The organism is Stenotrophomonas sp. NPDC077420, assembly GCF_044543385.1.
Classification (GTDB): domain Bacteria; phylum Pseudomonadota; class Gammaproteobacteria; order Xanthomonadales; family Xanthomonadaceae; genus Stenotrophomonas.
The window spans coordinates 134,937-160,078 of the sequence record NZ_JBITVZ010000001.1 but is presented as its reverse complement, the minus strand read 5'-3'; the positions used below and the strand labels follow the sequence as shown (position 1 = coordinate 160,078).

Annotated in this window: 24 protein-coding genes and 1 pseudogene; 23 read left to right on the top strand and 2 right to left on the bottom strand. The window is 70.0% G+C overall.

The genetic code is table 11. From position 1 onward, the window contains the following. Nucleotides 1-193: 193 nt before the first annotated feature. Nucleotides 194-1,591 (top strand): cytochrome ubiquinol oxidase subunit I, encoded by a 1,398-nt coding sequence (locus tag ACIGII_RS00695; protein WP_399637767.1) that lies wholly within the window; start codon nt 194-196, stop codon nt 1,589-1,591. Nucleotide 1,592: 1 nt separating this feature from the next. Further along, nucleotides 1,593-2,606, top strand: coding sequence for a cytochrome d ubiquinol oxidase subunit II (gene cydB / locus ACIGII_RS00690; RefSeq protein ID WP_399637765.1), 1,014 nt, complete (start codon nt 1,593-1,595; stop codon nt 2,604-2,606). Nucleotides 2,607-2,633: 27 nt separating this feature from the next. Here cydB and ACIGII_RS00685 read toward each other — a convergent pair. Continuing rightward, a pseudogene (locus ACIGII_RS00685) lies at nt 2,634-2,984 on the bottom strand (DUF4573 domain-containing protein); the annotation flags it as partial. Nucleotides 2,985-3,110: 126 nt separating this feature from the next. Then, nucleotides 3,111-4,133, bottom strand: coding sequence for a pteridine-dependent deoxygenase (locus tag ACIGII_RS00680; protein ID WP_399637763.1), 1,023 nt, complete (start codon nt 4,131-4,133; stop codon nt 3,111-3,113). A 179-nt stretch (nt 4,134-4,312) separates the two neighbouring features. Here ACIGII_RS00680 and ACIGII_RS00675 point away from each other — a divergent pair, with 179 nt between their 5' ends. From ACIGII_RS00675 to ACIGII_RS00575, 21 genes are all read left to right on the top strand, one after another. Further along, entirely contained in the window at nt 4,313-5,047 is a 735-nt protein-coding gene (locus tag ACIGII_RS00675; protein ID WP_399637760.1) for a beta-ketoacyl synthase chain length factor, read from the top strand. Beyond that, nucleotides 5,040-5,843 carry a lysophospholipid acyltransferase family protein gene (locus ACIGII_RS00670; RefSeq protein WP_399637757.1) on the top strand — a complete coding sequence of 268 codons (804 nt, stop codon included), beginning with the start codon at nt 5,040-5,042 and terminating at the stop codon, nt 5,841-5,843. Before ACIGII_RS00675 ends, ACIGII_RS00670 begins: the two co-directional genes overlap by 8 nt. Beyond that, the gene (locus ACIGII_RS00665; protein ID WP_399637755.1) at nt 5,830-6,090 is read left to right on the top strand and encodes a phosphopantetheine-binding protein; all 261 of its coding nucleotides are present in this window, start codon (nt 5,830-5,832) and stop codon (nt 6,088-6,090) included. The genes ACIGII_RS00670 and ACIGII_RS00665 overlap by 14 nt, the downstream gene beginning before the upstream one ends. Before the next feature lie 17 nt (nt 6,091-6,107). Then, nucleotides 6,108-6,365, top strand: a complete 258-nt coding sequence (locus ACIGII_RS00660) for an acyl carrier protein (RefSeq protein ID WP_102946213.1) — start codon at nt 6,108-6,110, stop codon at nt 6,363-6,365. 22 nt (nt 6,366-6,387) lie between these two features. Further along, a complete protein-coding gene (locus ACIGII_RS00655; RefSeq protein ID WP_399637753.1) occupies nt 6,388-6,939 on the top strand; it encodes a hypothetical protein in 552 nt (183 codons plus the stop codon). Then, the gene (locus ACIGII_RS00650) at nt 6,932-8,620 is read left to right on the top strand and encodes an AMP-binding protein (RefSeq protein ID WP_399637750.1); all 1,689 of its coding nucleotides are present in this window, start codon (nt 6,932-6,934) and stop codon (nt 8,618-8,620) included. The genes ACIGII_RS00655 and ACIGII_RS00650 overlap by 8 nt, the downstream gene beginning before the upstream one ends. After that, complete coding sequence (locus tag ACIGII_RS00645) at nt 8,613-9,389, top strand: glycosyltransferase family 2 protein (protein ID WP_399637748.1); 777 nt, start codon at nt 8,613-8,615, stop codon at nt 9,387-9,389. Before ACIGII_RS00650 ends, ACIGII_RS00645 begins: the two co-directional genes overlap by 8 nt. Further along, a complete protein-coding gene (locus ACIGII_RS00640) occupies nt 9,386-10,333 on the top strand; it encodes an acyltransferase (protein ID WP_399637746.1) in 948 nt (315 codons plus the stop codon). Before ACIGII_RS00645 ends, ACIGII_RS00640 begins: the two co-directional genes overlap by 4 nt. Next, nucleotides 10,323-11,885, top strand: a complete 1,563-nt coding sequence (gene hutH / locus ACIGII_RS00635) for a histidine ammonia-lyase (RefSeq protein WP_399637743.1) — start codon at nt 10,323-10,325, stop codon at nt 11,883-11,885. The genes ACIGII_RS00640 and hutH overlap by 11 nt, the downstream gene beginning before the upstream one ends. Then, nucleotides 11,872-12,294, top strand: a complete 423-nt coding sequence (locus tag ACIGII_RS00630; RefSeq protein WP_399637741.1) for an acyl-CoA thioesterase — start codon at nt 11,872-11,874, stop codon at nt 12,292-12,294. The genes hutH and ACIGII_RS00630 overlap by 14 nt, the downstream gene beginning before the upstream one ends. Further along, on the top strand, nt 12,291-12,917 hold the full coding sequence (locus ACIGII_RS00625; RefSeq protein WP_399637739.1) for an outer membrane lipoprotein carrier protein LolA: 627 nt from the start codon (nt 12,291-12,293) through the stop codon (nt 12,915-12,917). The genes ACIGII_RS00630 and ACIGII_RS00625 overlap by 4 nt, the downstream gene beginning before the upstream one ends. Further along, nucleotides 12,910-15,324: an MMPL family transporter gene (locus ACIGII_RS00620; RefSeq protein ID WP_399637738.1), complete on the top strand. Its 2,415-nt coding sequence runs from the start codon at nt 12,910-12,912 to the stop codon at nt 15,322-15,324. The genes ACIGII_RS00625 and ACIGII_RS00620 overlap by 8 nt, the downstream gene beginning before the upstream one ends. Nucleotides 15,325-15,365: 41 nt before the next feature. Beyond that, entirely contained in the window at nt 15,366-16,607 is a 1,242-nt protein-coding gene (locus ACIGII_RS00615; protein ID WP_399637735.1) for an NAD(P)/FAD-dependent oxidoreductase, read from the top strand. Continuing rightward, on the top strand, nt 16,595-17,146 hold the full coding sequence (locus tag ACIGII_RS00610) for a DUF3261 domain-containing protein (protein WP_399637732.1): 552 nt from the start codon (nt 16,595-16,597) through the stop codon (nt 17,144-17,146). Before ACIGII_RS00615 ends, ACIGII_RS00610 begins: the two co-directional genes overlap by 13 nt. After that, nucleotides 17,143-18,330 carry a beta-ketoacyl-[acyl-carrier-protein] synthase family protein gene (locus ACIGII_RS00605; RefSeq protein WP_399637729.1) on the top strand — a complete coding sequence of 396 codons (1,188 nt, stop codon included), beginning with the start codon at nt 17,143-17,145 and terminating at the stop codon, nt 18,328-18,330. Before ACIGII_RS00610 ends, ACIGII_RS00605 begins: the two co-directional genes overlap by 4 nt. Nucleotides 18,331-18,332: 2 nt before the next feature. Continuing rightward, a complete protein-coding gene (locus ACIGII_RS00600) occupies nt 18,333-18,788 on the top strand; it encodes a hypothetical protein (protein WP_399637727.1) in 456 nt (151 codons plus the stop codon). Continuing rightward, entirely contained in the window at nt 18,785-19,516 is a 732-nt protein-coding gene (gene fabG / locus ACIGII_RS00595; RefSeq protein WP_399637724.1) for a 3-oxoacyl-ACP reductase FabG, read from the top strand. The genes ACIGII_RS00600 and fabG overlap by 4 nt, the downstream gene beginning before the upstream one ends. After that, a complete protein-coding gene (locus ACIGII_RS00590) occupies nt 19,516-20,757 on the top strand; it encodes a beta-ketoacyl-ACP synthase (protein WP_399637722.1) in 1,242 nt (413 codons plus the stop codon). The genes fabG and ACIGII_RS00590 overlap by 1 nt, the downstream gene beginning before the upstream one ends. Nucleotides 20,758-20,839: 82 nt before the next feature. Next, nucleotides 20,840-21,277 (top strand): excinuclease ATPase subunit, encoded by a 438-nt coding sequence (locus ACIGII_RS00585; protein WP_399637720.1) that lies wholly within the window; start codon nt 20,840-20,842, stop codon nt 21,275-21,277. 228 nt (nt 21,278-21,505) lie between these two features. Beyond that, the gene (locus ACIGII_RS00580) at nt 21,506-21,778 is read left to right on the top strand and encodes a YcgL domain-containing protein (protein WP_399637811.1); all 273 of its coding nucleotides are present in this window, start codon (nt 21,506-21,508) and stop codon (nt 21,776-21,778) included. Then, nucleotides 21,775-25,116: an ankyrin repeat domain-containing protein gene (locus ACIGII_RS00575; RefSeq protein ID WP_399637718.1), complete on the top strand. Its 3,342-nt coding sequence runs from the start codon at nt 21,775-21,777 to the stop codon at nt 25,114-25,116. The genes ACIGII_RS00580 and ACIGII_RS00575 overlap by 4 nt, the downstream gene beginning before the upstream one ends. Nucleotides 25,117-25,142: the final 26 nt, after the last annotated feature.

Sequence of the window (25,142 nt, the reverse complement as noted above, 5' to 3'; positions counted from 1 at the left end):
GTAGCGCACGACCGTTGGTCGTGCGTCGGCGCACCGCGCCGGGCTCCTGGCGCCGGACACGCCGTATCGACCAACGGTCGATACCTACCGTGGCTGCGACAAAGTGAAGCAGCGCGTCACCGGGTCGCATGCCCTCTTCACGGAAACCGGCCCAGACTGGTGCGGATTCCAGAGAATGCTGCGGAGGCGTCGCTTGGACGCGTTGTTGTTGTCGCGGATCCAGTTCGGGTTCGTCATCAGTTTCCATGTGCTGTTCCCGGCCTTCACCATCGGCACGGCGAGTTGGCTCGCCTTCGTCGAGGGCCAGTGGCTGCGCACCAAAAAGCCCATCTGGCGCGAGCTGTATTTCTTCTGGCAGAAGATCTTCGCGGTGTCCTTCGGCATGGGCGTGGTCAGCGGCATCGTCATGGCCTTCCAGTTCGGCACCAACTGGCCGCGCCTGAGCCAGGTGGCTGGCAGCGTGATCGGCCCGCTGCTCACCTATGAAGTGCTCACCGCGTTCTTCCTGGAAGCCAGCTTCCTGGGCGTGATGATGTTCGGCTGGGGCAAGGTCTCGCCGCGCCTGCATTTCCTCTCCACCTGCATGGTGGCGCTGGGCACGCTGGTGTCCACGTTCTGGATCCTCTCGTCCAACAGCTGGCTGCAGACTCCGGCCGGGCACGCCATCATCGATGGCATCGTGGTGCCGCAGGACTGGTGGCAGGTCGTGTTCAATCCCTCCTTCCCGTACCGGCTGGCGCACATGGCGCTGGGCTCGTTCATCACCACCTGTTTCGTGATCGGCGGGGTGGGGGCGTGGTACCTCCGCAAGGGCACCCACGTGGAGGCCGGACGCACCATGCTGCTGGCCGCAGTGGCGTTCGCCGCGCTCACGGTGCCGGTGCAGATCTTCGTCGGCGACATGCACGGCCTGAACACCCTCAAGCACCAGCCGATGAAGATCGCAGCGGTGGAAGCGCACTGGCATGCCGAAGGCGAGGGCGAAGGCGTGCCGCTGGTAGTGTTCGCGGTGCCCAACGAGAAGGCCGAGCGCAACGACTTCGAGATCGCGATCCCGCGCCTGGGCAGCCTGATCCTGACCCATTCCTTCGACGGCACCTTCGACCCGCTTACCTCGGTGCCGGCCAGCGAACGGCCGCCGGTGGTGCCGGTGTTCTACGCCTTCCGCATCATGGTCGGGCTGGGCACGCTGATGCTGCTGCTGGCCTGGGCCTCGGCCTTCCAGTGGTGGCGTGGCCGCCTGCTGGAATCGCGCTGGCTGGTGCGCGGCTGGAACTGGATGTTGCCCAGCGGCTTCATCGCGCTGGTGTCGGGCTGGTTCGTCACCGAAATGGGCCGCCAGCCGTGGGTGGTGTACGGGGTGCTGCGCACCGCCGATGCGGTCGGTCCGCAGAGCGCGTGGATGACCGCGGTGTCGCTGGGCGTGTACGTCGTCGGCTACGCGTTCGTGTTCGGCTGGGGCATCTGGTACTTGGTGAAGATCATCCGCACCGGGCCGAAGCCGCACGACCAGCAGCCGCCGATCGAAGACGGCAGCCACACCCCGGCGCGCCCCCTGTCCGGTGCCGACGAACCGCTGGAGGAGCGCTGACATGGAGATGACGACCTGGCTGCCGGTGGCATGGTTCGCGGTGATCGGTTTTGGCGTGCTGATGTACGTGGTGCTGGACGGCTTCGTGCTGGGTATCGGCATCCTGGCGCCGATGGCCGAGGATGAAGAACAGCTCGACGTGATGATGAACACCGCCGCGCCGATCTGGGACGGCAATGAAACCTGGCTGGTGCTGGGCGGGGCAGGGCTGATGGCGGCCTTCCCCAAGGCCTACGCGGCGCTGCTGTCGGCACTTTACCTGCCGGTGCTGCTGCTGGTGGTGGCGCTGGTGTTCCGCGGGGTGGCCTTCGAATTCCGCTTCAAGGCGCACCGCTCGCGGCGGTTGTGGAGCGTGGCGTTCGGGCTGGGCTCGCTGCTGGCCGCGTTTGCCCAGGGCGTGATCCTCGGCGCGCTGGTGCAGGGCCTGCAGGTGGTGGACGGGCAGTACGTGGGCGGGGCGTTCGGCTGGTTCAGCCCGTTCTCGATGCTGACCGGGGCGGCGGTGGTGTTCGGCTACGCGCTGCTGGGCAGCACCTGGCTGATCCTGAAGACCGAGGGCCGCGAGCAGACCTTCGCGCGCACGCTGACCCGGCCGCTGGTGGTGGCGGTGATCGTGTTCATGGGGCTGGTCAGTGCCTGGCTGCCGTTCCTGGATTCCCGCTTGATGGCGCGCTGGTTCAGCGACGGCAACTTCTGGTGGCTGTCGCCGGTGCCGTTGCTGACCCTGGGCGTGGCGGTGGCGCTGTGGCGTAGTGCCATGCACCCGCGCCGCGACCTGCCGCCGTTCCTGCTGACCCTGGCGCTGTTCGTGCTTGGGTTCATCGGGCTGGTGCTGGGCATGTGGCCGTACCTGCTGCCGCCGAGCATGACCCTGTGGCAGGCGGCCGCCCCGGCCGCGTCGATGGGCTTCAGCCTGGTCGGCCTGGTGGTGCTGCTGCCGGTGATCCTGGGCTACACGGCGTGGTCGTACCGCGTATTCCGCGGCAAGGTCCGCGCGGACGCCGGATACCATTGACCGGGTCCGGGTGACGACCAACGGTCGTCACCTACCGGTGTGCGGTACATCCCGTGACGGGCGATACGGGGCACATCCCCGGCCCGCGCGAAACGCGGCACATCCCCGGACCGGGCGATACGGGTCATATCTTCGGCCCGCGCGATGCGGGGCACATCTTCGGCTCGCGCGATGCGGGGCACATCCCCGGACCGGGCGATACGGGGCACATCTTCGGCCCGCGCGATGCGGGGCACATCCCCGGCCCGCGCGACGCGGGGCACATCTCCGGCCCGGGCGATGCGGGGCAAATCTTCGGCCCGCGCGATGCGGGGCACATCCCCGGACCGGGCGATACGGGGCACATCCCCGGCCCGCGCGACGCGGGGCACATCTCCGGCCCGCGCGATGCGGGGCACATCCCCGGCCCGCGCGATGCGGGGCACATCTTCGGTCTGGGCGATGCGCGGCACATCCTCCGGCAGGCGATGCGTGGTAGGTGACGACCGTTGGTCGTCACGCGCGTCACCCGTGCAGGCCTTCGATCTCCACCAGCAACTCGGCCCGGCACACCTCGGCGTGCAGTACCACGAAGGAAGGGCGGCCGGGCAGTGCGGCCATCCGCGCCGAGACTGCCGGCATGTCTTCGGCCCGGCGCACGTACACCTTCAACAGCGACCCCGCCCCCAGCGTCGCCGACAGATCCGGCCGCTGCAGGCGCGCGGCATCCACCAGGCTCTGCAGGTTGGTCAGGGTCTCTTCCAGCTGCTCGGCCACCGATCCGGTGTGCTGCGAGACATGCCCGACGATGGCTGCCGTACCTGACTGCAGCAGCGGCAGGCCGGTCGCAGGCGGCGGCAGCAATGCCCGCGAGAAGCTCGGCGACTGCGGCCCGTACTGCCGCGGATACCGGAAGGCGCTGACCTGGCGCGGGTTTTCCAGCGGCAGGCCCGGCTCACGCGCGGCCAGCCAGTACACCTGCAACCGGCGCACGCCATCGAAACGGCCGATGCAGGTGGCCGCCGGCAGCGCCGCCTCATCCAGCTCGCGCAGCCCGCGGACCCGGCCCACGCAGAAGCGCCGGTAGCGTTCCTGGTCGCCGTCGCCCTCGGTCACCGCATCCAGGTAGTTCCAGGTGCGCAACAGGTGCGGGAAGCCACAGTCGGTCAGAAAACCGCTCATTCGAGCGTAGGCATCGGCCGCAGCGGTCTCGATGTCGTCGTCGATCTCGTCGATCTCGATCGCGCCGAACAGCAGCGTGTCGTTGGCCGACCAGCGTACCCCCTCCCGCACACCGCGCTGGACCGGGGCGGCGCCGTGCCAGATCTCGATCCGCGCAGGGCCCTGTTCAACCAGGGGCACCTGCACCCAGCGCGGGTCGGCGCAGGGCGCCGCATCGGCCTGGAATTCGAAAACCGCCAGCGTGCGCGGGTCGGCGAGGGCGGCATCGCGTTCAGTCGCCGGGGCATAAAACGCACGGAACAGCGCGGAGTCTGCCGAGGGCGAATGGACCTGCGCGGCCGCTACGCTGTGGTTCGTGCTACTCATTTCAGATTGTGAAAGCTGCCAGTACCGAAGGTGGCATGATAGCGTGCGCTCCTTTCGCGGCGTGCCCAGACACGCCGGACGATGTCGAAGACAGACGCGGACCGGCTGGTATGGGGGAGCCGATCCGCGTTGCCGCCAAGGCTCGTGCTGTCCAGGTGCCCATCACTATGTTGGCGTGAATGATCGAGTTCTCAGTTGTGGATTGGTCGGCCTGGGCACCGGGACTGACCACGAAATCGGAGTGGCAGGCCTGGGCGCAGGCGCCGACCCTGCCCGCAGGCGACGACACGCCCGCGTTGCCGGAAGTGCCGGCGATGCAGCGCCGCCGCATCGAGCGCCTGGGCCGGATGGCCATCCAGGCGGCCTGCTGGTGCGAGCAGCCCGATGATGCGGGGCAGGTACCGCTGGTGTTCGCCTCGCGCCACGGCGATGTGGCGCGGTCGATGGAACTGCTCGACACCCTGCGCCAGGACACCGCGATGTCGCCCACCGCGTTCGGGCTGTCGGTGCACAATGCGGTGGCCGCGTTGTACTCGATCGCGCGCGGGCAGCGTGGCAACTACCTCGCGCTGGCCGGCGGGCGCGGAACCGTGGAAGCGGCCTGCGTGGAAGCCTTCGGCCTGCTCGCCGACGGCGCCCCGGAAGTGCGCGTGGTGACGTATGAGTCGCCCTTGCCCACGGTCTATGCCGGCTTCGCCGACGAGCCCGACCCGTTCTTCGCCTGGTGCTGGCGCCTGGCCCGGGCCGACGTGCCCGGTACCCGGCTGTCGCTAGGCTGGGGTGCCGGCGACCCGGACAGCGCGCCCGGTGCGCTGCCGCACAGCCTGGAGGCGCTGCGCTTCCTGCTGTCCGGCGAACGGGCCATGCAGTTCCGGGCGGACGGCCAGCAGTGGTCCTGGCAGCGCCGTGACTGAGCGCTGGCCCGCCCGCCTCGACCGCGCCTGGCGCGTGCTGGGCACCGGCATCAGCTTCGCCGCCTTCGGGATCGGCGGATTGTTGCTGGGCGGGCTGCTGTTTCCGCTGCTGCTGCTGGTCCCCGACGCTGCCCGGCGCCGGGTGATGGCGCGCCGGCTGGTCCAATTCAGTTTCGCCAGCCATGTCGCCCTCATGCGTCGGCTGGGGTTGATGACCTACGAGATTCGTGGCCGCGAGCGCCTGCAGCGCAACGGGCTGCTGATCCTGGCCAACCACCCCACCCTGATCGACGTGGTGCTGCTGGTGTCGCTGCTGCCCAACGCCGATTGCGTGGTCAAGCAAGCCGTCGCGCGCAACCCGTTCATGCGCGGCCCGGTCCGCGCGGCCGGCTATGTGGCCAACAGCGACGGCGCGGGACTGATCGACGACTGCATCGCCGCCGTCCATGCCGGGGGCAACCTGGTGATCTTCCCCGAGGGCACCCGGACCGAGCCGGGCCAGCCGCTGCGCCTGCAGCGGGGGGCGGCCAACATCGCGGTGCGGGGGCGGCTGGACATCACCCCGGTGCGGATCACCTGCACCCCGCTCACGTTGACCAAGGGCGAGAAATGGTATCGTGTCCCCTCACGTCGTTTTCACGTTCAGCTGGAAGTCGGGGAAGATCTCCCGATCGCCCCGTTTCTGACCGGGGCAGACGACACGCTCAGGGGGGATGCCTTGGCGGCCCGGCGCGTGACCGATCACCTTGCCCACTACTTTGACTTCGCTGGAGAACCAAGCCGTGCAGGCACTTGAGCACGAGATCAAGGAATTGATCATTTCATCGCTTTCATTGGAAGACATCACTCCAGACGACATCGACGCCCAAGCGCCCCTGTTCGTCGAGGGCCTGGGCCTGGACTCGATCGATGCGCTTGAACTTGGATTGGCCCTGCAGAAAAAGTACGGTGTCAGCCTGTCTGCGGATTCGGAAGAGACCCGTCGCCATTTTTCCAGCGTGCGTGCGTTGAGCGAGTTTGTCGCCGCACGCCAGCCGTCGTAACGGCGCCAGGATTTGCCATGACCAAGAACGAACTTTTCGATCGCATCGTCAAGATCCTCAAGGACAGCTTTGAGATCGAGCCGGTACGCATCACGCCGCAGGCCCGCCTGTACGACGACCTGGACATCGACAGCATCGATGCCGTGGACCTGATCGTGCAGCTCAAGCCGCTGCTCGGCCGCAACCTGCAGCCGGAAGCCTTCAAGTCGGTACGCACCGTGCAGGACATCGTCGATGTAGTGCATGGGCTGCTGCCCGGGCAAGCGGCCGCCTGACGGCCGCCGCTGAGCATCGACCATGGTCCGGGTGCGGGTCGCTGCGTTCGCGGTACTGTCGCTGGCGTACCCGCTGGTGGTGTACCTGTCCCTCGGCCGCTTCGAACCCCGCTGGATGGCCCTGCTGCTGTTCGCCCTGGCCGCGCTGCGCGCGCTGACCACCCGCCAGCCGGTGTGGTGGGCGGCTGCCGTCGGTGCCGGCCTGCTGGCCCTGTTGGCCACTGCGTTCAACCAGGCGTTGCCGTTGAAGCTGTACCCGGCCCTGGTCAACGCGGTGATGCTGGTGATCTTCGCCACCAGCCTGCGCTTCCCGCCCAGCGCGGTGGAGCGGCTGGCGCGGCTGACCGAGCCGGACCTGCCCCCGTTCGCCGTGGTCTACACCCGTCGTGTCACCCAGGTGTGGTGCGGCTTCTTTGTGCTCAACGGGGCCCTGGCCCTGCTCACGGCGTTCTGGGCCTCCAACCAGGTCTGGGCGCTCTACAACGGATTGTTGGCGTACGTGATGATGGGTGTCCTGTTTGGCGGTGAATGGCTGGTGCGGCGGCGGGTGAAGGCGGCGCACGCGCATGGGTGAGTGGATCGCGCTCGATCGGCTGGCGCAGCTGCCGCAGCCGCAACGTATCGTCGGCATCGATGCAGGCGGCCGCGCCGTGTCGCACCCGCAGTTCCGCGCCCAGGTACTGGGCTGGCAGCAGGCGTTCGCCGCCGCGCCCGGCCGCGACTGGGCGCTGTACTTCGACGATACCCTGGCCTTCGCCGCCGCGCTGTTCGGCGCCTGGCACGCCGGCAAGCGGGTGTTCCTGGGCGGCGACAACCTGCCGGCCACCCTGGAAGGGCTGGGCCCGCGCGTGGCCGGGTTTGCCGGCGACGTGCCGGCCCGGTATGCCCCCTTGCCGCCGGTCGACGCCACCGACCCGGACGCCGCGCTGGCGGCGCTGGACGAGGAGGCGCTGGAGCTGGTGGTGTTCACCTCCGGCAGCACCGGCGCGCCGAGTGCGATCAGCAAGCGCATGCGCCAGCTGACCCGCGAGGTCGACGCGCTGCAGGCCGCCTTCGGCGACCAGCTGGACGGCGCGCAGGTCCACGGCACCGTCTCCCACCAGCACATCTACGGCCTGCTGTTCCGCGTGCTGTGGCCGCTGGCCGCGGGCCGCGCCATCCAGCCGCGCCGCTTTTTCCACGAAGACCTGGTCAGCGCGCTGGCGCAACAGCCGTCGGTGCTGGTCGCCACGCCGGCCCATCTCAAGCGCCTGCCCGAACAGCTGGACTGGTCGTCGCTGAACGGCCAGCTGCGCGCGGTGTTTTCCTCCGGCGGCCCGCTGCCCGGTGAAGCCGCCCTGCAGGCACGCGCGCTGCTCGGCGTGGCGCCGACCGAAGTGTTCGGCAGCAGCGAGACCGGCGGCATCGCCTGGCGCCGCTGGAGCGCTGAACAGCCGCAGTGGCATCCGCTGCCCGGCGTGTCCTGGCGCATCGAGGGCGGGTGCCTGTCGGTATCGTCGCCCCACCTGGCCGATGCGGCCTGGTGGCAGACCCAGGACCGCGTGGAAGCCGACGCCGGGCGCAGTTTCCGCCTGCTCGGGCGCGCCGACCGCATCGTCAAGATCGAAGAGCGCCGGGTGTCGCTCGACGCACTGGAACAGCACCTGCGCGCACATCCGCAGGTGCAGGACGTGCGCGTGCTGGTGCTGCCGGGCGCGCGCGAACAGCTGGCTGCCGTGGTGGTCCCGCAGGCCGCCGGGGTCGCGCAGTGGACCGACGCGCAGCGCCGCCAGCAGGCGCAGGCGCTGGGCGCGCACCTGGCCCGGAGCCATGACGCGGTGACCCGCCCGCGCCGCTGGCGCTTCATCGACGAGCTGCCGTTCAACGCGCAGGGAAAGATCACCGCCGCGTCGCTCGAGGCGTTGTTCCGGCCGCTGCTGCCCGTGGCGCAGTGGCAGCAGCGCGATGCCGACGCCGCGCTGCTGGTGCTGCCGCTGGATCCGGCGCTGGTGGCCTTCGACGGCCACTTCCCGCAGGCGAAGATCCTGCCGGGCGTGGTCCAGCTGGACTGGGCCATCCATTACGCGCGCGAGGCCTTCGCCATGCCGCCGCGGTTCGAGCGCATGGACGCGCTGAAGTTCCAGCACGTGGCACGGCCCGGCGACCGCCTGCAGCTCACGCTGGGCTGGGATGCGCTGAAGTCGGTGCTGAGCTTCCGCTACGTGTCCGACCACGGCGTGCATGCCAGCGGCCGGGTGGTGTTCGGCGATGCATGAGCCGCAGCGCACCCCGGCGGTGTCCACGCTGGTGGTGATTCCGGTCTACGACCACGAGCACGCCATCGGTGCGGTGGTGCAGGGCGTGCTCGCCAGCGGGCTGCCGTGCCTGCTGGTCGACGACGGTTCGCACCCGGCCTGCGCCGCCGCGCTGCAGGCGCTGGCCAGCGCGCAGCCGGACCGGGTCGCCCTGCTGCGGCTGGAGGTGAACCAGGGCAAGGGCGGCGCCATGCTGGCCGGGTTCGCCGAAGCCGCACGCCGTGGCGCATCGCACGTGCTGCAGATCGATGCGGACGGCCAGCACGATCCGGGCGACATCCCGCGTTTCGTCGCGCTGGCCCTGCAGCACCCGCACGCGGTGATCTGCGGCATTCCGGCGTACGACGAGAGCGTGCCCAAGGCGCGTCTGTATGGCCGCTACGCCACCCACATCTGGGTCTGGATCAACACGCTGTCGCTGCGCATCCGCGATTCGATGTGCGGCTTCCGCCTGTACCCGCTGGCCCCGGTCACCCGGCTGGTGGGCGAGGAAACCATCGGCCGGCGCATGGATTTCGACAGCGAGATCCTGGTGCGGCTGTTCTGGCGCGACGTGCCGGTGATCAGCGTGCCCACCAAGGTGACCTATCCCAGCGACGGCGTGTCGCATTTCGATGTCTGGCGCGACAACGTGCGCATCAGCCGCATGCACACCCGGCTGTTCTTCGGCATGCTGCGGCGCGCGCCGCGGCTGCTGTGGCGCCGCTGCGCCGGAGCCCCGGCAGCATGACCGCGCCGGCACCGGCCACGGCCCCGCACTGGGCCGACCTGGGCGAATCCACCTCGGCAGCCGGGGTGCTGTTCCTGTGCTGGGTGCACCGCTGGTTCGGGCGCTGGCCGTTCCGCCTGTGCGTGTACCCGGTGGTGCTGTGCCACTGGCTGGGCAACCGCGTGGCGCGCCGCGCCTCGCTGCAGTACCTGCAGCGGCTGCAGGCGCACACCGGCGTGCTCGGCGCCACCCCGGGACGCTGGACCAGCCTGAAGCACTTCGCGCTGTTCGCCGATACGCTGCTGGACAAGCTGCTCGGGTTGGGCGGGCGCTATCCGCCCGAGCGCATCCACCTGCAGCGCGACCTGATGCTGGAGAAGATCGCGCAGCGCGAGGGTGGATTGATCCTGACCGCGCACATCGGTTGCCTGGAACTGTGCCAGGTGCTGGCCGAGCAGGTGCCCGGCTTCCACATCACCGTGCTGGTGCACACCGCCCACGCGCAGCGCTTCAACCGCCTGATGCAACGGCTCGACCCGCTCGCTTCGGTCGAGCTGATGCAGGTCACCGACATGGGGCCGGCCACCGCGGTGGAACTGCAGCGCCGTGTGCAGGCCGGCGGCTTCGTGGCCATCGTCGGCGACCGCGTGCCGCTGCGCGGCGGGCGCACCGTGCCGGCGCCGTTCCTGGGCCACACCGCGCAGTTCCCGATCGGCGCCTATGTCCTCGCCTCGGCGCTGGCCTGCCCGGTGTACACCATGGCCTGCCTGCACGAAGGCAACGGCTACCGCGTGCGCTTCGAGCACTTCAGCGACCGCATCACCCTGCCGCGTGGCTCGCGCGATGCCGCGCTGACCGCGCAGGCCGCACATTTCGCCCGGTGGCTGGAACGCCAGGTCACCGAAGCCCCCTTGGACTGGTTCAACTTCTTCCCCTTCTGGGATCAGGCATCTCATGGCACGTAATGCAGGCTCCACCCCGGCCCGGACCCTCCGCTTCGGCGATGCGCCGCTGACCATCGAAGACGTGGTCGCGCTGTCGCAGCGCCAGGCCGACGCCGTGGTCAGCGACGACCCGGCGTTCACCGCGCGCATCCAGCGCGGTGCCGACTTCCTCGACCGCCTGCTGCGCGAAGACGGCGTGATCTACGGCGTGACCACCGGCTATGGCGACTCGTGCACGGTCAACATTCCGCCGGCGCTGGTGGCCGAACTGACCCACCACCTGTTCACCTACCACGGCTGCGGCCTGGGCCGTTTCCTGGACGAGCAGGAAACCCGCGCGGTGATCGCCGCACGCCTGGCGTCGCTGGTGCGCGGCATGTCCGGGGTCAGCCACCCGCTGCTGCAGGGGCTGGCCACCCTGCTGCGCCATGACGTGCTGCCGCTGATTCCGGCCGAAGGCTCGGTCGGCGCCAGCGGTGACCTCACCCCGCTGTCCTACGTGGCCGCGGTGCTGTGCGGCGAGCGCGAGGTGATGTACCGGGGCGCGCGCCGCGCGGCCGCCGAGGTGCTGGCCGAGATCGGCATGGCGCCGTTGCGGCTGCGCCCCAAGGAAGGCCTGGCGATCATGAACGGCACCGCGGTGATGACGGCGCTGGCCTGCCTGGCCTATGACCGCGCCGATTACCTGACAAAGCTCGCCACCCGCCTGACCGCATTCAACGTGCTGGCCAGCGACGGCAACGCGCACCACTTCGACGAGATGCTGTTCGCGGCCAAGCCGCACCCCGGCCAGATGCAGATCGCCGCGCGCCTGCGCGAGGACCTGCACAGCGACCGCCCGCCGCGCAACGAACAGCGCCTGCAGGACCGCTACTCGCTGCGCTGCGCCCCGCACGTGATCGGCGTGGTCCAGGACGCGCTGCCATTCCTGCGCCAGTTCATCGAAACCGAACTCAACAGCGCCAACGACAACCCGCTGATCGACGCCGACGGCGAACGCATCCTGCACGGCGGCCATTTCTACGGTGGCCATATCGCCTTCGCGATGGATGCGCTGAAGAACGCCATCGCCAACCTGGCCGACCTGCTCGACCGCCAGCTGGCGCTGGTGGTGGATGCGCGGTTCAACCATGGCCTGCCGGCCAACCTGTCGGCATCCACCGGTGAGCGCGCGGCGATCAACCACGGCCTGAAGGCGCTGCAGATCAGCGTCTCGGCGTGGACCGCCGAAGCGCTCAAGCAGACCATGCCGGCGTCGGTGTTCTCGCGCTCGACCGAGTGCCACAACCAGGACAAGGTCAGCATGGGCACCATCGCCGCGCGCGACTGCCTGCGTGTGATCGAGCTGACCGAACAGGTGGTGGCCGGCATGCTGATCGCGGCACGCCAAGGCGTGGCCCTGCGCGAGCGCGTCGGCATGAATGCCACCCTGCACGGCGACCTGGCCGCCATGTACCAGGACCTGTGCGGACGCATCGACCTGGTGGAGGAAGACCGCGCGCTGGACGGCGAGCTGCGCGGCCTGATCGACGATATCCGTGGCCAGCGCTGGAGCCTGTATGACCGTGCCTGACCTGAGCGTCGAGGTCGCACTGTCGCCGACCTTCCACGACTGCGACCCGATGCACGTGGTCTGGCACGGCAACTACTTCAAGTACTTTGAAGTGGCGCGCTGCGCGCTGCTGCAGCGGTATGACTACGACTACCCGCAGATGCGCGATTCCGGCTACATCTGGCCGGTGGTCGATGCACGCGTGAAGTACATCCGCCCGCTGCTGTACGGCCAGGCGCTGCGCGTGCGCGCCACCATCACCGAGTGGGAAAACCGCTTGAAGATCGCCTACGAGATTCTCGATGCCGACAGCGGCAAGGTGCTCACCCGCGCCCACACCATCCAGGTCGCGGTCGACGCGGCCACCAACGAAATGCTGTACCTCTGCCCTTCGGTGCTGTGGGAACGGCTGGGAGTAGCGGCACCATGACCCGTTTCCTGCGCACGCTGGGCGTGCTGATGCTGCTGGCCGTGGCCGGCTCCGCGCTTGCCGTACCGGCGGCGGACGTAGACCTGGTCAAGCAGCGCGTGGCCAAGGTCAACGTGCTGCGCGGCGAGTTCAGCCAGGACAAGCAGGTGGCAGGGTTCAAGAACCCGCTGCGCTCGCAGGGCCGCTTCGTGCTGGCCCAGGACCGTGGCGTGATCTGGACCACGCTCAAGCCGTTCCCTTCCGAAGTGGTGGTCACCCGTGACCGCATCCTCAGCCGCCAGCGCGACGGCAGCAGCCGGGTCGAGCTGGATGGCCGCCAGCAGCCGGCGATGCGCTCGGTCAATGCGATCATGTTCGCGCTGATGAGCGGCGACGCGCAGGCGCTGTCGGCGCAGTTCACGGTCAAGGTCGAGGCACTGCCCGACAACGGCTGGCGCATGCACCTCACCCCGCGTTCGCCGATGCTGGCCAAGGTCTTCAGTGCCCTCGAACTGAGCGGTGACCGCTACGTGCGCGAGGTGCAGATCACCGAAGCCAACCAGGACGTCACCCGCATCCACTTCGCCGCCCTGAGCGAAGCCCCGGCGCAGCTCAGCGCCGACGAGGGCCGCCGGTTTGAATGAGTCGTTGAATTCGGCCTGGCGCGAAAACGGCCGGCTGCAGCGCGCCTGGCGCTGGCTGGCGGTGGCCTGGCTGCTGGTGCTGGTCGGGCTGGGCCTGCAGCAGTGGCGGCTGTGGTCGACCGAAGCACGGATCGACACCGACATCCTGGCGCTGCTGCCGCAGGACGCGCACGATCGGCTGTTGTCCGATGTCACCCGGCGCATCGCCGACGCGAATTCGCGTCAGGTCGTGGTGCTGCTCGGCAGCACCGACGCGGCGCAGACCAAGGCCGCCGAAGCCGCCTTCCGCGCCACCATCACCCCACCACGCACCACCGTAGAACCGGGCTCTGGCGCGCTGCCCGCACGCCCCGACCGCCCGGCGGGGCAGAGCCCCGCGCTGCAGGAGAGCGGCTCCATCGAAGGCTGGTTCGACCAGGCGCGTGCCTTCTACGCCCCCTACCGCGATCGCCTCCTCACCGACCAGCAGCGCCAGCGCCTGCAGCAGGAGTCTCCCGACAGCCTCTCCGAATCCGCGCTCGCCGCGCTGTACGGCCCGATGGGCGCCCCGCGCCTCACCGACTGGCGCCAGGACCCGCTGTCTCTGTGGCCGCAGTGGTGGCAGGAACGCGCCCTCGGCTCCGGCCTGCGCATGGGCGACGACGGCCTGCTGGAAGCCGACGGCAAGCACTGGTCGGTGATCCAGTACGAAACCACCGGCTCGGCGTTCCAGCTCGATGGCGAACGCCATATCGACCTGCTGCTCGATGCCGCCACCGCCGCCGCCGCGAAACATGCGCCCGGGCTGGAAGTGCTGCGCGCCGGCGTCCCGCTGCATGCCGAAGCCGCCGCCGTGCAGGCCAACCGCGAAATCAACACCATCGGCTGGGGTTCGCTGGCCGCCGTGCTGCTGCTGGTCTGGCTGGCGTTCCGGTCGCTGCGGCCGATCCTGCTGGTCGGCGCCTCGCTGCTGATCGGCTGCGGCGTGGCGCTGGCGGTGACCGTACTGGTGTTTGGCAAGGTGCACGTGCTCACCCTGGTGTTCGGCGCGTCCCTGGTGGGTGTCGCCGAGGACTACGGCATCCACTGGTTTGCCTCGCGCCAGGCCGAACCGGCCGACCGGCGCTGGAAACTGCTGCGGCACCTGCTGCCCGGCCTGTGGCTGGCGTTGCTGACCAGCGCGCTGGCCTACCTCGCGCTCGGCCTGGCCCCGTTCCCCGGCCTGCGCCAGATGGCACTGTTCTCGGTGGTCGGCCTGGCCGCTGCGTTCCTGACCGTGATCTGCTGGTTCCCGTGGCTGGATGGCGGTGAGATCCGCAGCACCCGCTTCGCGCGCTGGCTGGGTGCCAGCCTGGAGCGCTGGCCGCGCCTGCAGGGCCGGCGCCCGGTTGGCCTGTTCCTGGGCGTGGTGGTGGTGCTCTCGGCGGCGGGCATGTGGCGGTTGCAGGCCGATGACAACCTGCGCAGCCTGCAGTCCTCGCCGATGTCGCTGATCAACCAGCAGATCCGCATCAGCCAGATGCTGGGCATGCCCAGCCCGGCGCAGTTCTACCTGGTGCAGGGCGACAACGCCGAGCAGGTGCTCGAACGCGAGGAAGCCTTGATCGCGCACCTGCGCGTACTGTCCGCGAACAAGCAGATCGGCGGCTACCGCGCCATCAGCGACTGGTTGCCGTCGGTGCAGCGCCAACGCGCCGATGCCGCGCTGACCGCGCGCGTCGAACCGCAGGTGCTGGCCGCTGTTGGGGAGACGGTGGGCGAAGCGCTGCAGCGACCGGACTTCGCCGCGCAGGACCTGCAGGCCGAGGCGTTCCTCGCGTCCCCCGCGGCCATGCCGTTCCGCCACCTGTGGCTGGGTGAAGTGGGGCGGGGCATGGCCTCGGTGGTGATGGTCGATGACCTCTCCCGCGCCGACGCGCTGACCCTGCTCGAGGCGCAGGCCAAGGGCATCGACGGCGTCCGCTGGGTCGACCGCACCGCCGATTTCTCCGCCCTGCTCAAGCACTACCGCAAGCTGATGAGCGCGCTGCTGCTGGTCGGCATCGTGCTGGTGTTCGCGGTGCTGTACTGGCGCTACCGCGCGCAGGCCTGGCGGGTGTTCGCGCCCACGCTGGCGGCCGGGGCCCTCACCCTGGGCCTGCTTGGCCTGTTCGGCCAGCCGCTGCAGCTGTTCAACGTGCTGGCGCTGATGCTGCTGCTGGGCATGGGCATCGACTACGGCATCTTCCTGATCGAGCACCGCGGCGATGCCAGCGCCTGGCTGGCAGTGTGCGTAGGCGCGGCCAGTACCTGGCTGTCGTTCGGCCTGCTCGGGCTGTCGGCCACCCCGGCCCTGCGCGCGTTCGGCCTCACCCTGCTGTTCGGTATCGGCCTGGTCTGGCTGATCTCGCCGCTGTTCCGACCCCCACCTCACGACGCACCGCACTGAGCGCAGGCGCCGTACCTTCATTACTGATCAAGGATGCATCGATGACTGCTGCACTGGAAACAACCGAAATCCTGGTGATCGGTGCCGGCCCGGCCGGCTCCGTGGCCGCGGCGATGCTGCGCAAGCAGGGTCGCCAGGTGCTGATGCTCGAGCGCCAGCAGTTCCCGCGCTTCTCCATCGGCGAGAGCCTCCTGCCGCAGAGCATGGAATACATCGAAGCGGCGGGCCTGCTCCAGGACGTGGTCCAGGCCGGTTTCCAGTACAAGAACGGCGCCGCCTTCGTGCGTGGCGAACGCACCACCGAGTTCGACTTCCGCGACAAGTTCTCGCCGGGCTGGGGCACCACCTACCAGGTGCAGCGCGCCGACTTCGACAACGTGCTGGCGCGCGGCGCCGAACGCATGGGGACCACCCTGCGCTTTGGCGATGAGGTGCTGTCGGTCGAGCCGGGCACCCCGGCGCGCGTGCGGGTGCGCCGCCCGGACGGCAGCGAGTACACCATCGAAGCCGGCTTCATCCTCGACGCCAGCGGTTTCGCGCGCCTGCTGCCGCGCCTGCTGAAGCTGGAATCGCCGTCGAACTTCCCGGTGCGCGGGGCGATCTTCTGCCACGTGCGCGACCACATCCCGGCCCACGCCGGGTTCGACCGCAACAAGATCCTGATCACCACCCATCCCGAACACGTGGACGTGTGGTACTGGACCATTCCGTTCTCCAACGGCTGCTGTTCGCTGGGCGTGGTCGCCGAACCCAGCTTCTTCGAGACGTACCCAGGCACCGACCTGGAGAAGCTGCAGGCCATCGTCGGCGAGGACCCCAACCTGACCCGCCTGCTGGAGAACGCCGAATGGGCGGTGCTGCCGGTGCGCACCATCACCGGCTATTCGGCCAATGTCAGTTCGCTGTGGGGGGAGGGCTACGCGCTGCTGGGCAACGCCGGCGAGTTCCTCGACCCGGTGTTCTCCTCGGGCGTGACCATCGCCTTCAAGTCGGCGCAGCTGGCCAGCGACTGCCTGGCGCGGCGCCATGCCGGCGAGCAGGTCGACTGGGAGCGCGAGTTCGCCGTTCCGCTGCGCGCCGGCGTGAAGACCTTCCGACGCTTCGTCGAAGCCTGGTACGCCGGTGGCTTCCAGAAGATCATCTACCACCCCGAACAGCAGCCCGAGATCCGCCGCATGATTTCCTCGATCCTGGCTGGTTACGCCTGGGATACCGACAACCCGTACGTGGCCGACGCCAGCGGCCGACGCCTGCGGGTACTGGAGGAACTGTGCAGCGGCTGATGCTTGTCCTGCTGGTGAGCGTGCTGCTGGGCGCGTGCGCCAGCACCCGCATGCCCGCCCCCCTGGTGCAGCTGCCGACCCTGCAGCTGGCGCCCTCGGCGCTGGCCGAACCGCTGCAGCTGCAGCAGCGCCTGCAGTTCCGCTTCGGCAGCCACGAGCGCGAGCTGGATGCGCTGCTCGAAGCCGATGGCGAACAGGTGCGGCTGGCGGTGCAGGCCATGGGCCAGACCGGCGTGCGCATGGTCTGGGACGGGCGGACCCTGGAACAGACCCGCGCGCCCTGGCTGCCGCCCCAGGTGCGCGGCGAGCGCGTGCTGGACGACCTTCAGTTCGCGCTGTGGCCAGCCGATGCCATACAGGCGAAGCTTCCAGAGGGCTGGCGCCTGGTGGAGGCCGGCGGCGCCCGCCGCCTGGAGCAGGGCGGCAAGGCGTGGCTGGTGCTGGAACCGCTGGCTGACGGCCGCCTGCGCCTGCGCAACCTGGCCGAAGGCTACGAGCTGGTGATCGAATCGATGGACATGGGACAGGCACAACAGTGAGCAGTACTGCGGTATTCCTGAACGAGCTGGGCGTGGTCTGCGCACTGGGCAACGGCCGCGCGCAGGTGCGCGACGGCCTGTTCGCCGACCAGCCTGGTGGCCTGCGCGACAACGACACGATCCTCGCCGGGCGCACCCTGGCGCTGGGCGAGGTGGCCGACCCCCTGCCGGACCTGTCGGCGCTGCCGGTGGCCCTGCGCGGGCGCAACAACGCGCTGCTGGAAGCGGCGCTGCAGCAGATCCGCCCGGCAGTGGACGCCGCCGTGGTCCGCCACGGCGCCGAGCGCGTGGCGGTGATCATCGGCACCAGTACCTCCGGCATCGGGGAATCCGAGGGAGCGCTGCGCCTGCAGGCCGACGAAGGCCGCTGGCCGGACGACTTCGATTACGCCCAGCAGGAAATGGGGACCTCGGCGCGTTTCGTGCGCGAACGCATCGGCAGCCTGGGCCCGACCTGGACGATCTCCACGGCGTGTTCGTCCAGCGCCAAGGCGCTGATGTCCGCCGCCCGCCTGCTGCGCAGCGGGGTCGTCGACGCGGTGGTCGCCGGCGGCGCCGATTCGTTGTGCCGCTTCACCGTGGCCGGTTTCAGTGCGCTCGAGTCGGTGTCGGCGGCGCGCTGCAATCCGTTCTCGCGGCACCGCAACGGCATCAACATCGGCGAGGGTGCGGCGCTGTTCCTGATGACCCGGGAGCCCGGGCCGGTACGCCTGTCCGGCTGGGGCGAGTCGTCCGACGCCCACCACATGTCCGCACCCGACCCGCAGGCGCGTGGCGCGATCGACGCCATGCAGCAGGCGCTGGCGCGCGCGGAGCTGGCACCCGCGCAGGTGGACTACGTGAACCTGCACGGCACCGCCACGGGCCACAACGACGCCATGGAAAGCCTGGCGGTGGCCAGCGTGCTGGGCACGCAGGTGCCGGCCAGCTCGACCAAGCCGCTGACCGGCCACACCCTCGGGGCATCCGGCGCGATCGAAGCCGCGCTGTGCTGGCTGACCCTGGTCGACAACCCCGACCAGCAGCTGCCCACGCACTGGTGGGACGGCCAGGCCGACGACGCCCTGCCGGCGCTGGCCCTGGTCGGCCCGCGGGCGCGCGCGCTGCGGCCGCTGCAGCATGTGCTCAGCCACTCGTTCGCCTTCGGCGGCAGCAATGCCGTGCTGGCGCTGGCACGGGGATGAGCATGCCACTGCCCAGCAACATCGACGCCGTGCTGCCGCACCGCGACAGCATGCGGCTGATCGACCGGGTGCTCGACTGGCAGCCCGAATCCATCGTGGTGGAGGTGGATGTGCCCGAACAGGGCCTGTTCTCCGGCCCCGCCGGCGTGCCGGCCTGGGTCGGGGTGGAATACATGGCGCAGGCCATTGCCGCCTGGGCCGGGTGCCGCGCGCGTGCCGAAGGGCGGGAACCGTCGATCGGGTTCCTGCTTGGCACCCGGCGCTACACCGCCCACCAGCCGGCCTTCACCCCCGGGACCTGCCTGCGGGTGGAGGCACAGTGCGAGCTGATGGGCGAAAATGGACTGGGCATGTTCGCCTGCCGGATCCTGGCAGGCGAGGTTGAATTGGCGGTCGCCAACGTATCGGTGTTCGAACCACGCGATGCGATGGCTTATCTGGAGAGTGGAGAGGCATGACAGGGAATCTCACCGTGCTGGTGACCGGCGCCAGCCGGGGCATCGGCCGCGCCGTGGCGCTGCGTATCGCGCGCGATGGCTTCGACGTAGTGGTGCATTGCCGCAGCAGGATCGACGAAGCGCAGCAGGTGGTCGCCGAGATCCAGGCACTGGGCCGCCAGGCCCGCGTGCTGGTGTTCGACGTGTCCGACCGTGAGGCCGCGCGTACCGCCCTGGACGCCGATGTCGAGGCGCACGACGCCTATTACGGCGTGGTCTGCAACGCCGGCATCGCCCGTGACGGCGCCTTCCCGGCAATGCCCGCCCAGGACTGGGACGCGGTGGTGCACACCAACCTGGACAGCTTCTACAACGTACTGCACCCGCTGGTGATGCCGATGGTGCGGCGGCGCAAGCCGGGCCGCATCGTCACCCTGTCCTCGGTATCGGGGCTGGTCGGCAACCGTGGCCAGACCAACTACAGCGCGGCCAAGGCCGGCATCATCGGTGCCACCAAGGCGCTGGCGCTGGAACTGGCCAGCCGTGCGATCACCGTCAACTGCGTGGCGCCTGGGCTGATCGAAACCGAGATGGTCAACGACGAAATCCTCGATCATGCGCTGAAGCTGATTCCGGCCGGCCGCATGGGCCAGCCTGAGGAAGTCGCGCACGCGGTGTCGTTCCTGCTTTCCGAAGCGGCCGGGTACATCACCCGCCAGGTCATTTCGGTCAACGGAGGCATGGTCTGATGCGCGCGCCCGAACGTCGTGTAGTGGTGACCGGCGCGGCCGCCATCAGCCCGCTGGGCAATGACTGGCCCAGCATCCGCGCACGCCTGCATGCGCAGCAGAATGCGGTGCGCTACATCCCCGGCTGGGAAGTCTTCGACGGCCTCAACACGCGGCTGGCCGCGCCGGCCGAAGACTACGAACTGCCGTCCCACTACAACCGCAAGACCACCCGCAGCATGGGCAAGGTCGCGGTGATGTCGGTGCGCGCCACCGAACTGGCGCTGGACGCGGCGGGCCTGCTCGGCCACCCGGTGCTGCGCAGCGGCCGGGCTGGCGTGGCCTACGGATCGTCCTCGGGCAGCCATGAAGCCACCGCCGAGTTCGGCCGCATGCTGCACGACCACACCACCGAAGGCATCAGTGCCACCACCTACCTGAAGATGATGAGCCACACCTCGCCGGTGAACATCGGCGTGTTCTTCGGCCTGTCCGGTCGGGTGTACACCACCTCCAGCGCCTGCACCTCGGGCAGCCAGGGCGTGGGCTCCGGTTACGAGGCGATCCGCAGCGGCAAGCAGACGGTGATGGTGACCGGCGGCGCCGAACAGCTCGATGCCACCGCCGCGGCGGTGTTCGACACGCTGTTCGCCACCAGCGTGCGCAACGACGCACCGCAGACCACCCCCAGCCCGTTCGACGCCAACCGCGACGGCCTGGTGCTGGGCGAGGGTGCCGGTACGCTGATCCTGGAAGAACTGGAACACGCCCAGGCGCGCGGCGCCACCATCCTGGCCGAAGTGGTCGGCTACGGCACCAACAGCGATGGCCAGCACGTCACCCAGCCCACCGCCGAGACCATGGCCCAGGCCATGCGCCTGGCGCTGGAAGATGCCGGCCTGGAACCGGGCCAGATCGGTTACGTCAACGCGCACGGTACCGCCACCGAACATGGCGACATCGCCGAGACCCAGGCCACCGCGCAGGTGTTCGGCGCCGGCATGCCAATCAGCTCGCTGAAAAGCTATGTCGGCCACATGCTGGGCGCGTGCGGCGCATTCGAAGCGTGGGTGACCATCGAAATGATGCGCGAAGGCTGGTTCGCGCCCACCCTGAACCTGCACCGGGTCGACCCCCGCTGCGGCGAACTCGACTTCATCCGCGGCCAAGGCCGCCAGATGCAGCCCGACTACGTGATGAGCAACAACTTCGCCTTTGGCGGCATCAACACCTCGTTGATCTTCCGCCGCTGGCAGGATTGAGCCATACCGTCCGACACCCGGCCCCTCGCAGGGCCGGCTTCCCCCGTGCAACACCCCTGCTTACCAACAAGGAGAAAGTTGAATGCGTCGTTTTGCCCTGATTGCCGCTGCCGCACTGCTCGCCGTCGCCAGCACCGCCCACGCCCGTGAAACCCGTGTCGAGCAGTCGCTCCACGACCTGATCAATTCCCCGGAAGCCAAGGCGGCCGGCATCGACGGCAGCGTCCGCTTCTTCCTGGCCGGTGAAAAGGTCAACGTCCAGCAGCGGTTTAGCGAAGACGTCACCAACAAGAAGACCAACGCCGCCAACAAGAGCGATGCCGTGGCCTGCAACTGGGTCGCCCTGTCGGCGCTGAAGGCGCTGCAGGATGGCGCCAAGTCGCGCGGCGCCAACGCGGTGGTCGACATCGTCAGCTACTACAAGAAGAACGAGTTCAAGAGCACCACCAACTACGAATGCTACGCAGGCGCCATCCTCGCCGGCGTTGCCCTGAAGGGCACCTACGCCAAGGTGAAATAACGCGCAGCGTGATTTCGCCGGTAGCAGCCGACCGTTGGTCGGCTGGCTTCCCGCCGTCGTTCCCCGGAACGACGGCCCCCGCTCTACCTGAACAACCCCACCACATTGATGAACCTGAATCTGCCTCGCGCCATGAAACCGGCGCCTTCCCCGGCAGATGGCTATCGGACACGCGTGGTTTCCGACACAATCGACGTATCTATTCCCAGGGCTGTCGCCCCGCGGGCAATGCAAGCCTACGTCTACAAAAGCCAACGCAAGCAGGACACCTACGTCTACCTCGCCGCCCGCGACGCCTTCGATGCCATCCCCGATGCATTGAAAGCCACCCTGGCGCCGTTCGCATTCGTGCTGGAAGTCGCTCTGACCCCCGACCGTCGCCTCGCCCTGGCCGACGTCGATCAGGTGCGCGCCAATCTCGCCGAACGCGGTTTCCACCTGCAGATGCCGCCCCCGCCGGTGGCGCCGGTGCGGGTACCGCGCCGCGATGACCCGCGATGACTGAGCTGCCGCGCACCCGCGCCGCCACCGGTGCCGTCGCCCTCGGCGGCCTGCTGTCGCTGGCCGTGGTGCTGGGCGGAGTGCCTGCGGCACTGGGCGTGGCGCTGGCGCAACCGGCCTTCGCGCTGGGCGTGTCGTGGTGGCGGCGCAGCCGCGCGGTACCCGCGCTGGCCCAGCTTGGCCGGCAGGACCTGCCCGCGCTGGCCGCGCTGTGGTCATTGGGCCCGGCCGCGTTCGCCCTGCTGGTGTCCTGGCCGTTGGGCGCGCTGCACGACAGCGGCAGCCTGGCCGCGGCACTCGGGCTGAGCGTGGCGGTGAGCGCCGGCCTGCTCGGGGTGTGGCGCACCTGGCCGCTGTGGAACGAGATCGAACGCGGCGACGGCAGTCTGGTGCGGCATTGGCGCAGCCTGGCCACGCGCGACCTCAGCGCATGGCGTGGCCTGATCGTCGCGGCGCTGGTGGTGGCGGTGTGCGCGCTGGTGGTGGTGCCGGCCTGGCCGGGGCTGCTCCCGGACAGCCTGCGCTGGCCGTTCGCCCTGCTGGTGCTGATCGGTTCGCCGCTGGCCCACCTCGCCCTGCAGCGCATCGCGCCCGCCGACCCGCTGCCCGCACGCAGCGTCCTGGCGCCGCCCAGCGCCCTGTTCGACGCCGCCACCCACCCCGACGATGTGGCGCAGCCGCTGGAGCCGCTCGGCCAGCACGAACGCCTGCCTGCCCTGTACGAGGCCGCCCGCAGTGGCCGGGTCGATCGGGCACTGCAGCTGCTGGCGGCCGGTGCCGATCCGCATGGCCTGCCCGATCCCGGTTGGCGCGACCAGCGCAGCCTGGTCGTGCTGGCGGCGGTGCTGCCGGACCTGCGCCTGCTGCGCGAACTCATCGCGCGCGGCGTGGGCGTGAATACCCCGCACCGCGGCATGACCCCGCTGCTGGCGGCCACCCGCGACAGCTGGCATGGCCGCCCGGAAGCGGTGATGACCCTGCTCGCCAACGGCGCCGACTCGCGTGCCGTCGACAGCGACGGCAATACGCCGCTGCACCACGCCGCCCGCAGTTCCGACCCGGGCGTGGCGGCATTGCTGCGCGACGCCGCCGCTGAAGTGGACGCCCTGAACCAGGACGGCTGGTCGCCGCTGGCGGTGGCCTGCCAGGTCGGCAACTGGCGCCTGGCCCGGTTCCTGCTCGAGCGTGGCGCGCGCACCGAACCGGCCGAGGGCACCCCCGTGCTGCTGGCGGCGGCCGGCACCGAAGAAGACGATCCCGCCGGCGTGCAGCTGCTGCTCAAGCACAAGGCCCGCGCCGACGCGCGCGACCGCCAGCGGCGCAGCGCCCTGCACGAAGCCGCCCTGGCCGGGCACGTGGACATCATCGACGTGCTGCTGGCCGCCGGCGCCAACCTGGAAGCGCGCGACGCGCTGTCGCGCACGCCGTGGCTGGAAGCGGCCCGCGCCGGTCGCGCCGCCGTGGTCGAACACCTGTTGCCGCACAAGCCCGACCTGCATGCGGTGGACGTGGAAGGGCGCAATGCGGTGCTGCTGGCATGCATGGCCGACAGCGTGTCGCCGCTGCTGGTGCGTCGCCTGCTCGACCTGGGCATTGCCGCCGACGTGCCCGACCCGCAGGGTCGCCGCGCCGTGGACATCGCCGCCGCCGCCGGGCGCTGGACCATTGTCTCGTTGCTGGACCGCAGTTACCCGCTGCCGGTCGCGGTGACCGACGGCCTGACCGGTGCCGGCGATGCCGAGAGCGAACCGGGCACGCCCACCCTGCCGGACCGCCCGCCGCTGGACCTGCTGCGCGAAGCTTTGGGGTTCGGCAACGTCGATGGCCTGGCCACGCTGGCCCGCCTGTGCAGCCCGGACGAGCTGGGCGGGCTGCTGCACGACGCCGAACTCGCGCTGGATCCGCACGCGGTGGACTGGCTGCTCGCGCACGGCGCCGCGCCGGAAGTCCTGGATGCCTGCGGCGACACCCCGATGTTCGCGCTGCTGGCGCGCGGGATCGACGCCGTCCCGGCGTTGCAGGTGCTGCTGCGCCGTGGCGTGTCGCCCGCCGGTGCCGGCGGCCTGGCGCGCCTGCTGGCCGCCTGCGCGCAGCATGACCAGGCCGCGCGCGGGCTGGAACAGCTGGCGCTGGAACTGCTTGAGCGCGGCGCCGACCCGTTCGCCGCCTCGCCGGCGGGCGACCCGCCGCTGTCGCTGGCCGTGCGCCTGGGCTGGCTGCGCCTGCAGCAGGCCCTGCTCACCCTGGGCGTGGATCGCGAAGCCCGCGACAGCCACGGCATGACGGCGCTGCACCTAGCGACCGCACTGGCCCGCGAGGGCTCGCTGAAACTGCTGGTGCAGCAGGGTGCCTCGCCCGAAGCGCGTGCCGCCGACGGCCAGACCCCGCTGGGCGTGGCGCTGTCGATCGGCCGCCGCGACCTGGCCGACTGGCTGGACTGGCGGGTGTGGCCGTTGCCGCGCCGCGCGCTGCGTGCCTCCGACCTGCCGGCCGCGGCCATGGCCGGCGACGCCGACGCGGTGCGCCGTTTGAATGACCTGGGCTTTGCCATCGACGTGGTCGACGCGCAGGGCTGCACCGCCTTGCTGCGTGCCGCCGGTGGCGGTCACCTGGCCGTGGTCGACCTGCTGCTGGCCCGGGGTGCCAACCCGCAACATGCGGCCGCCAGCGGGGCCACGCCGTTGTCGGCGGCCGTCAGCATGCGCCAGATCGACATTGTCTCGGCCCTGCTCGATGCCGGCGCCGAACTGGAATACCGCCTGCCGGGCGGGGTAACCGTACTGATGCTGGCCTCGGCGCTGGGACTGCCCGACATCGCCGCGCGCCTGCTTACCGCCGGCGCCAACGTCCACGCCGGTGATGCGCAGCAACTGGGGCCGCTGCACTGTGCCGCGCTGTACGGCTTCGGTGCGCGCGACCGTTCGCGCCTGCTGGCGCTGCTGGACACGCTGCTGCTGGCCGGCGCCGAGCCCGACCAGGCCGCGGCCGGGTCGGTCACCCCGCTGCTGCTGTTGCTGGGGGCGCGCGCCGAACCGGGTACCGCCTGCGACGAACAGGTGGTGCTGGCGGCGGTGGAGCGCCTGCTGGACGAAGACGTATCGCTGGACGCGCGCGACCCGCGCGGCTTCGGCCCGCTGCACCTGGCGGCGCTGCACGGGCTGCCGCTGCTGGTACAGCGCCTGCTGCGTGCCGGCGCCGACCCCGACGTGCGCGATGCGCTCAACCGCAGCCCGCGCGAGATCGCGGTGATGCGCGGCTTCATCGACGTCGCCGGCGAGTTCGAGCCGCGCGTACCGGGCGTGTCGTCGATGGCAAGATTCCTGCGCGATAACGGGTAACCGCGGCGCGCTATCTCGACCGGCAT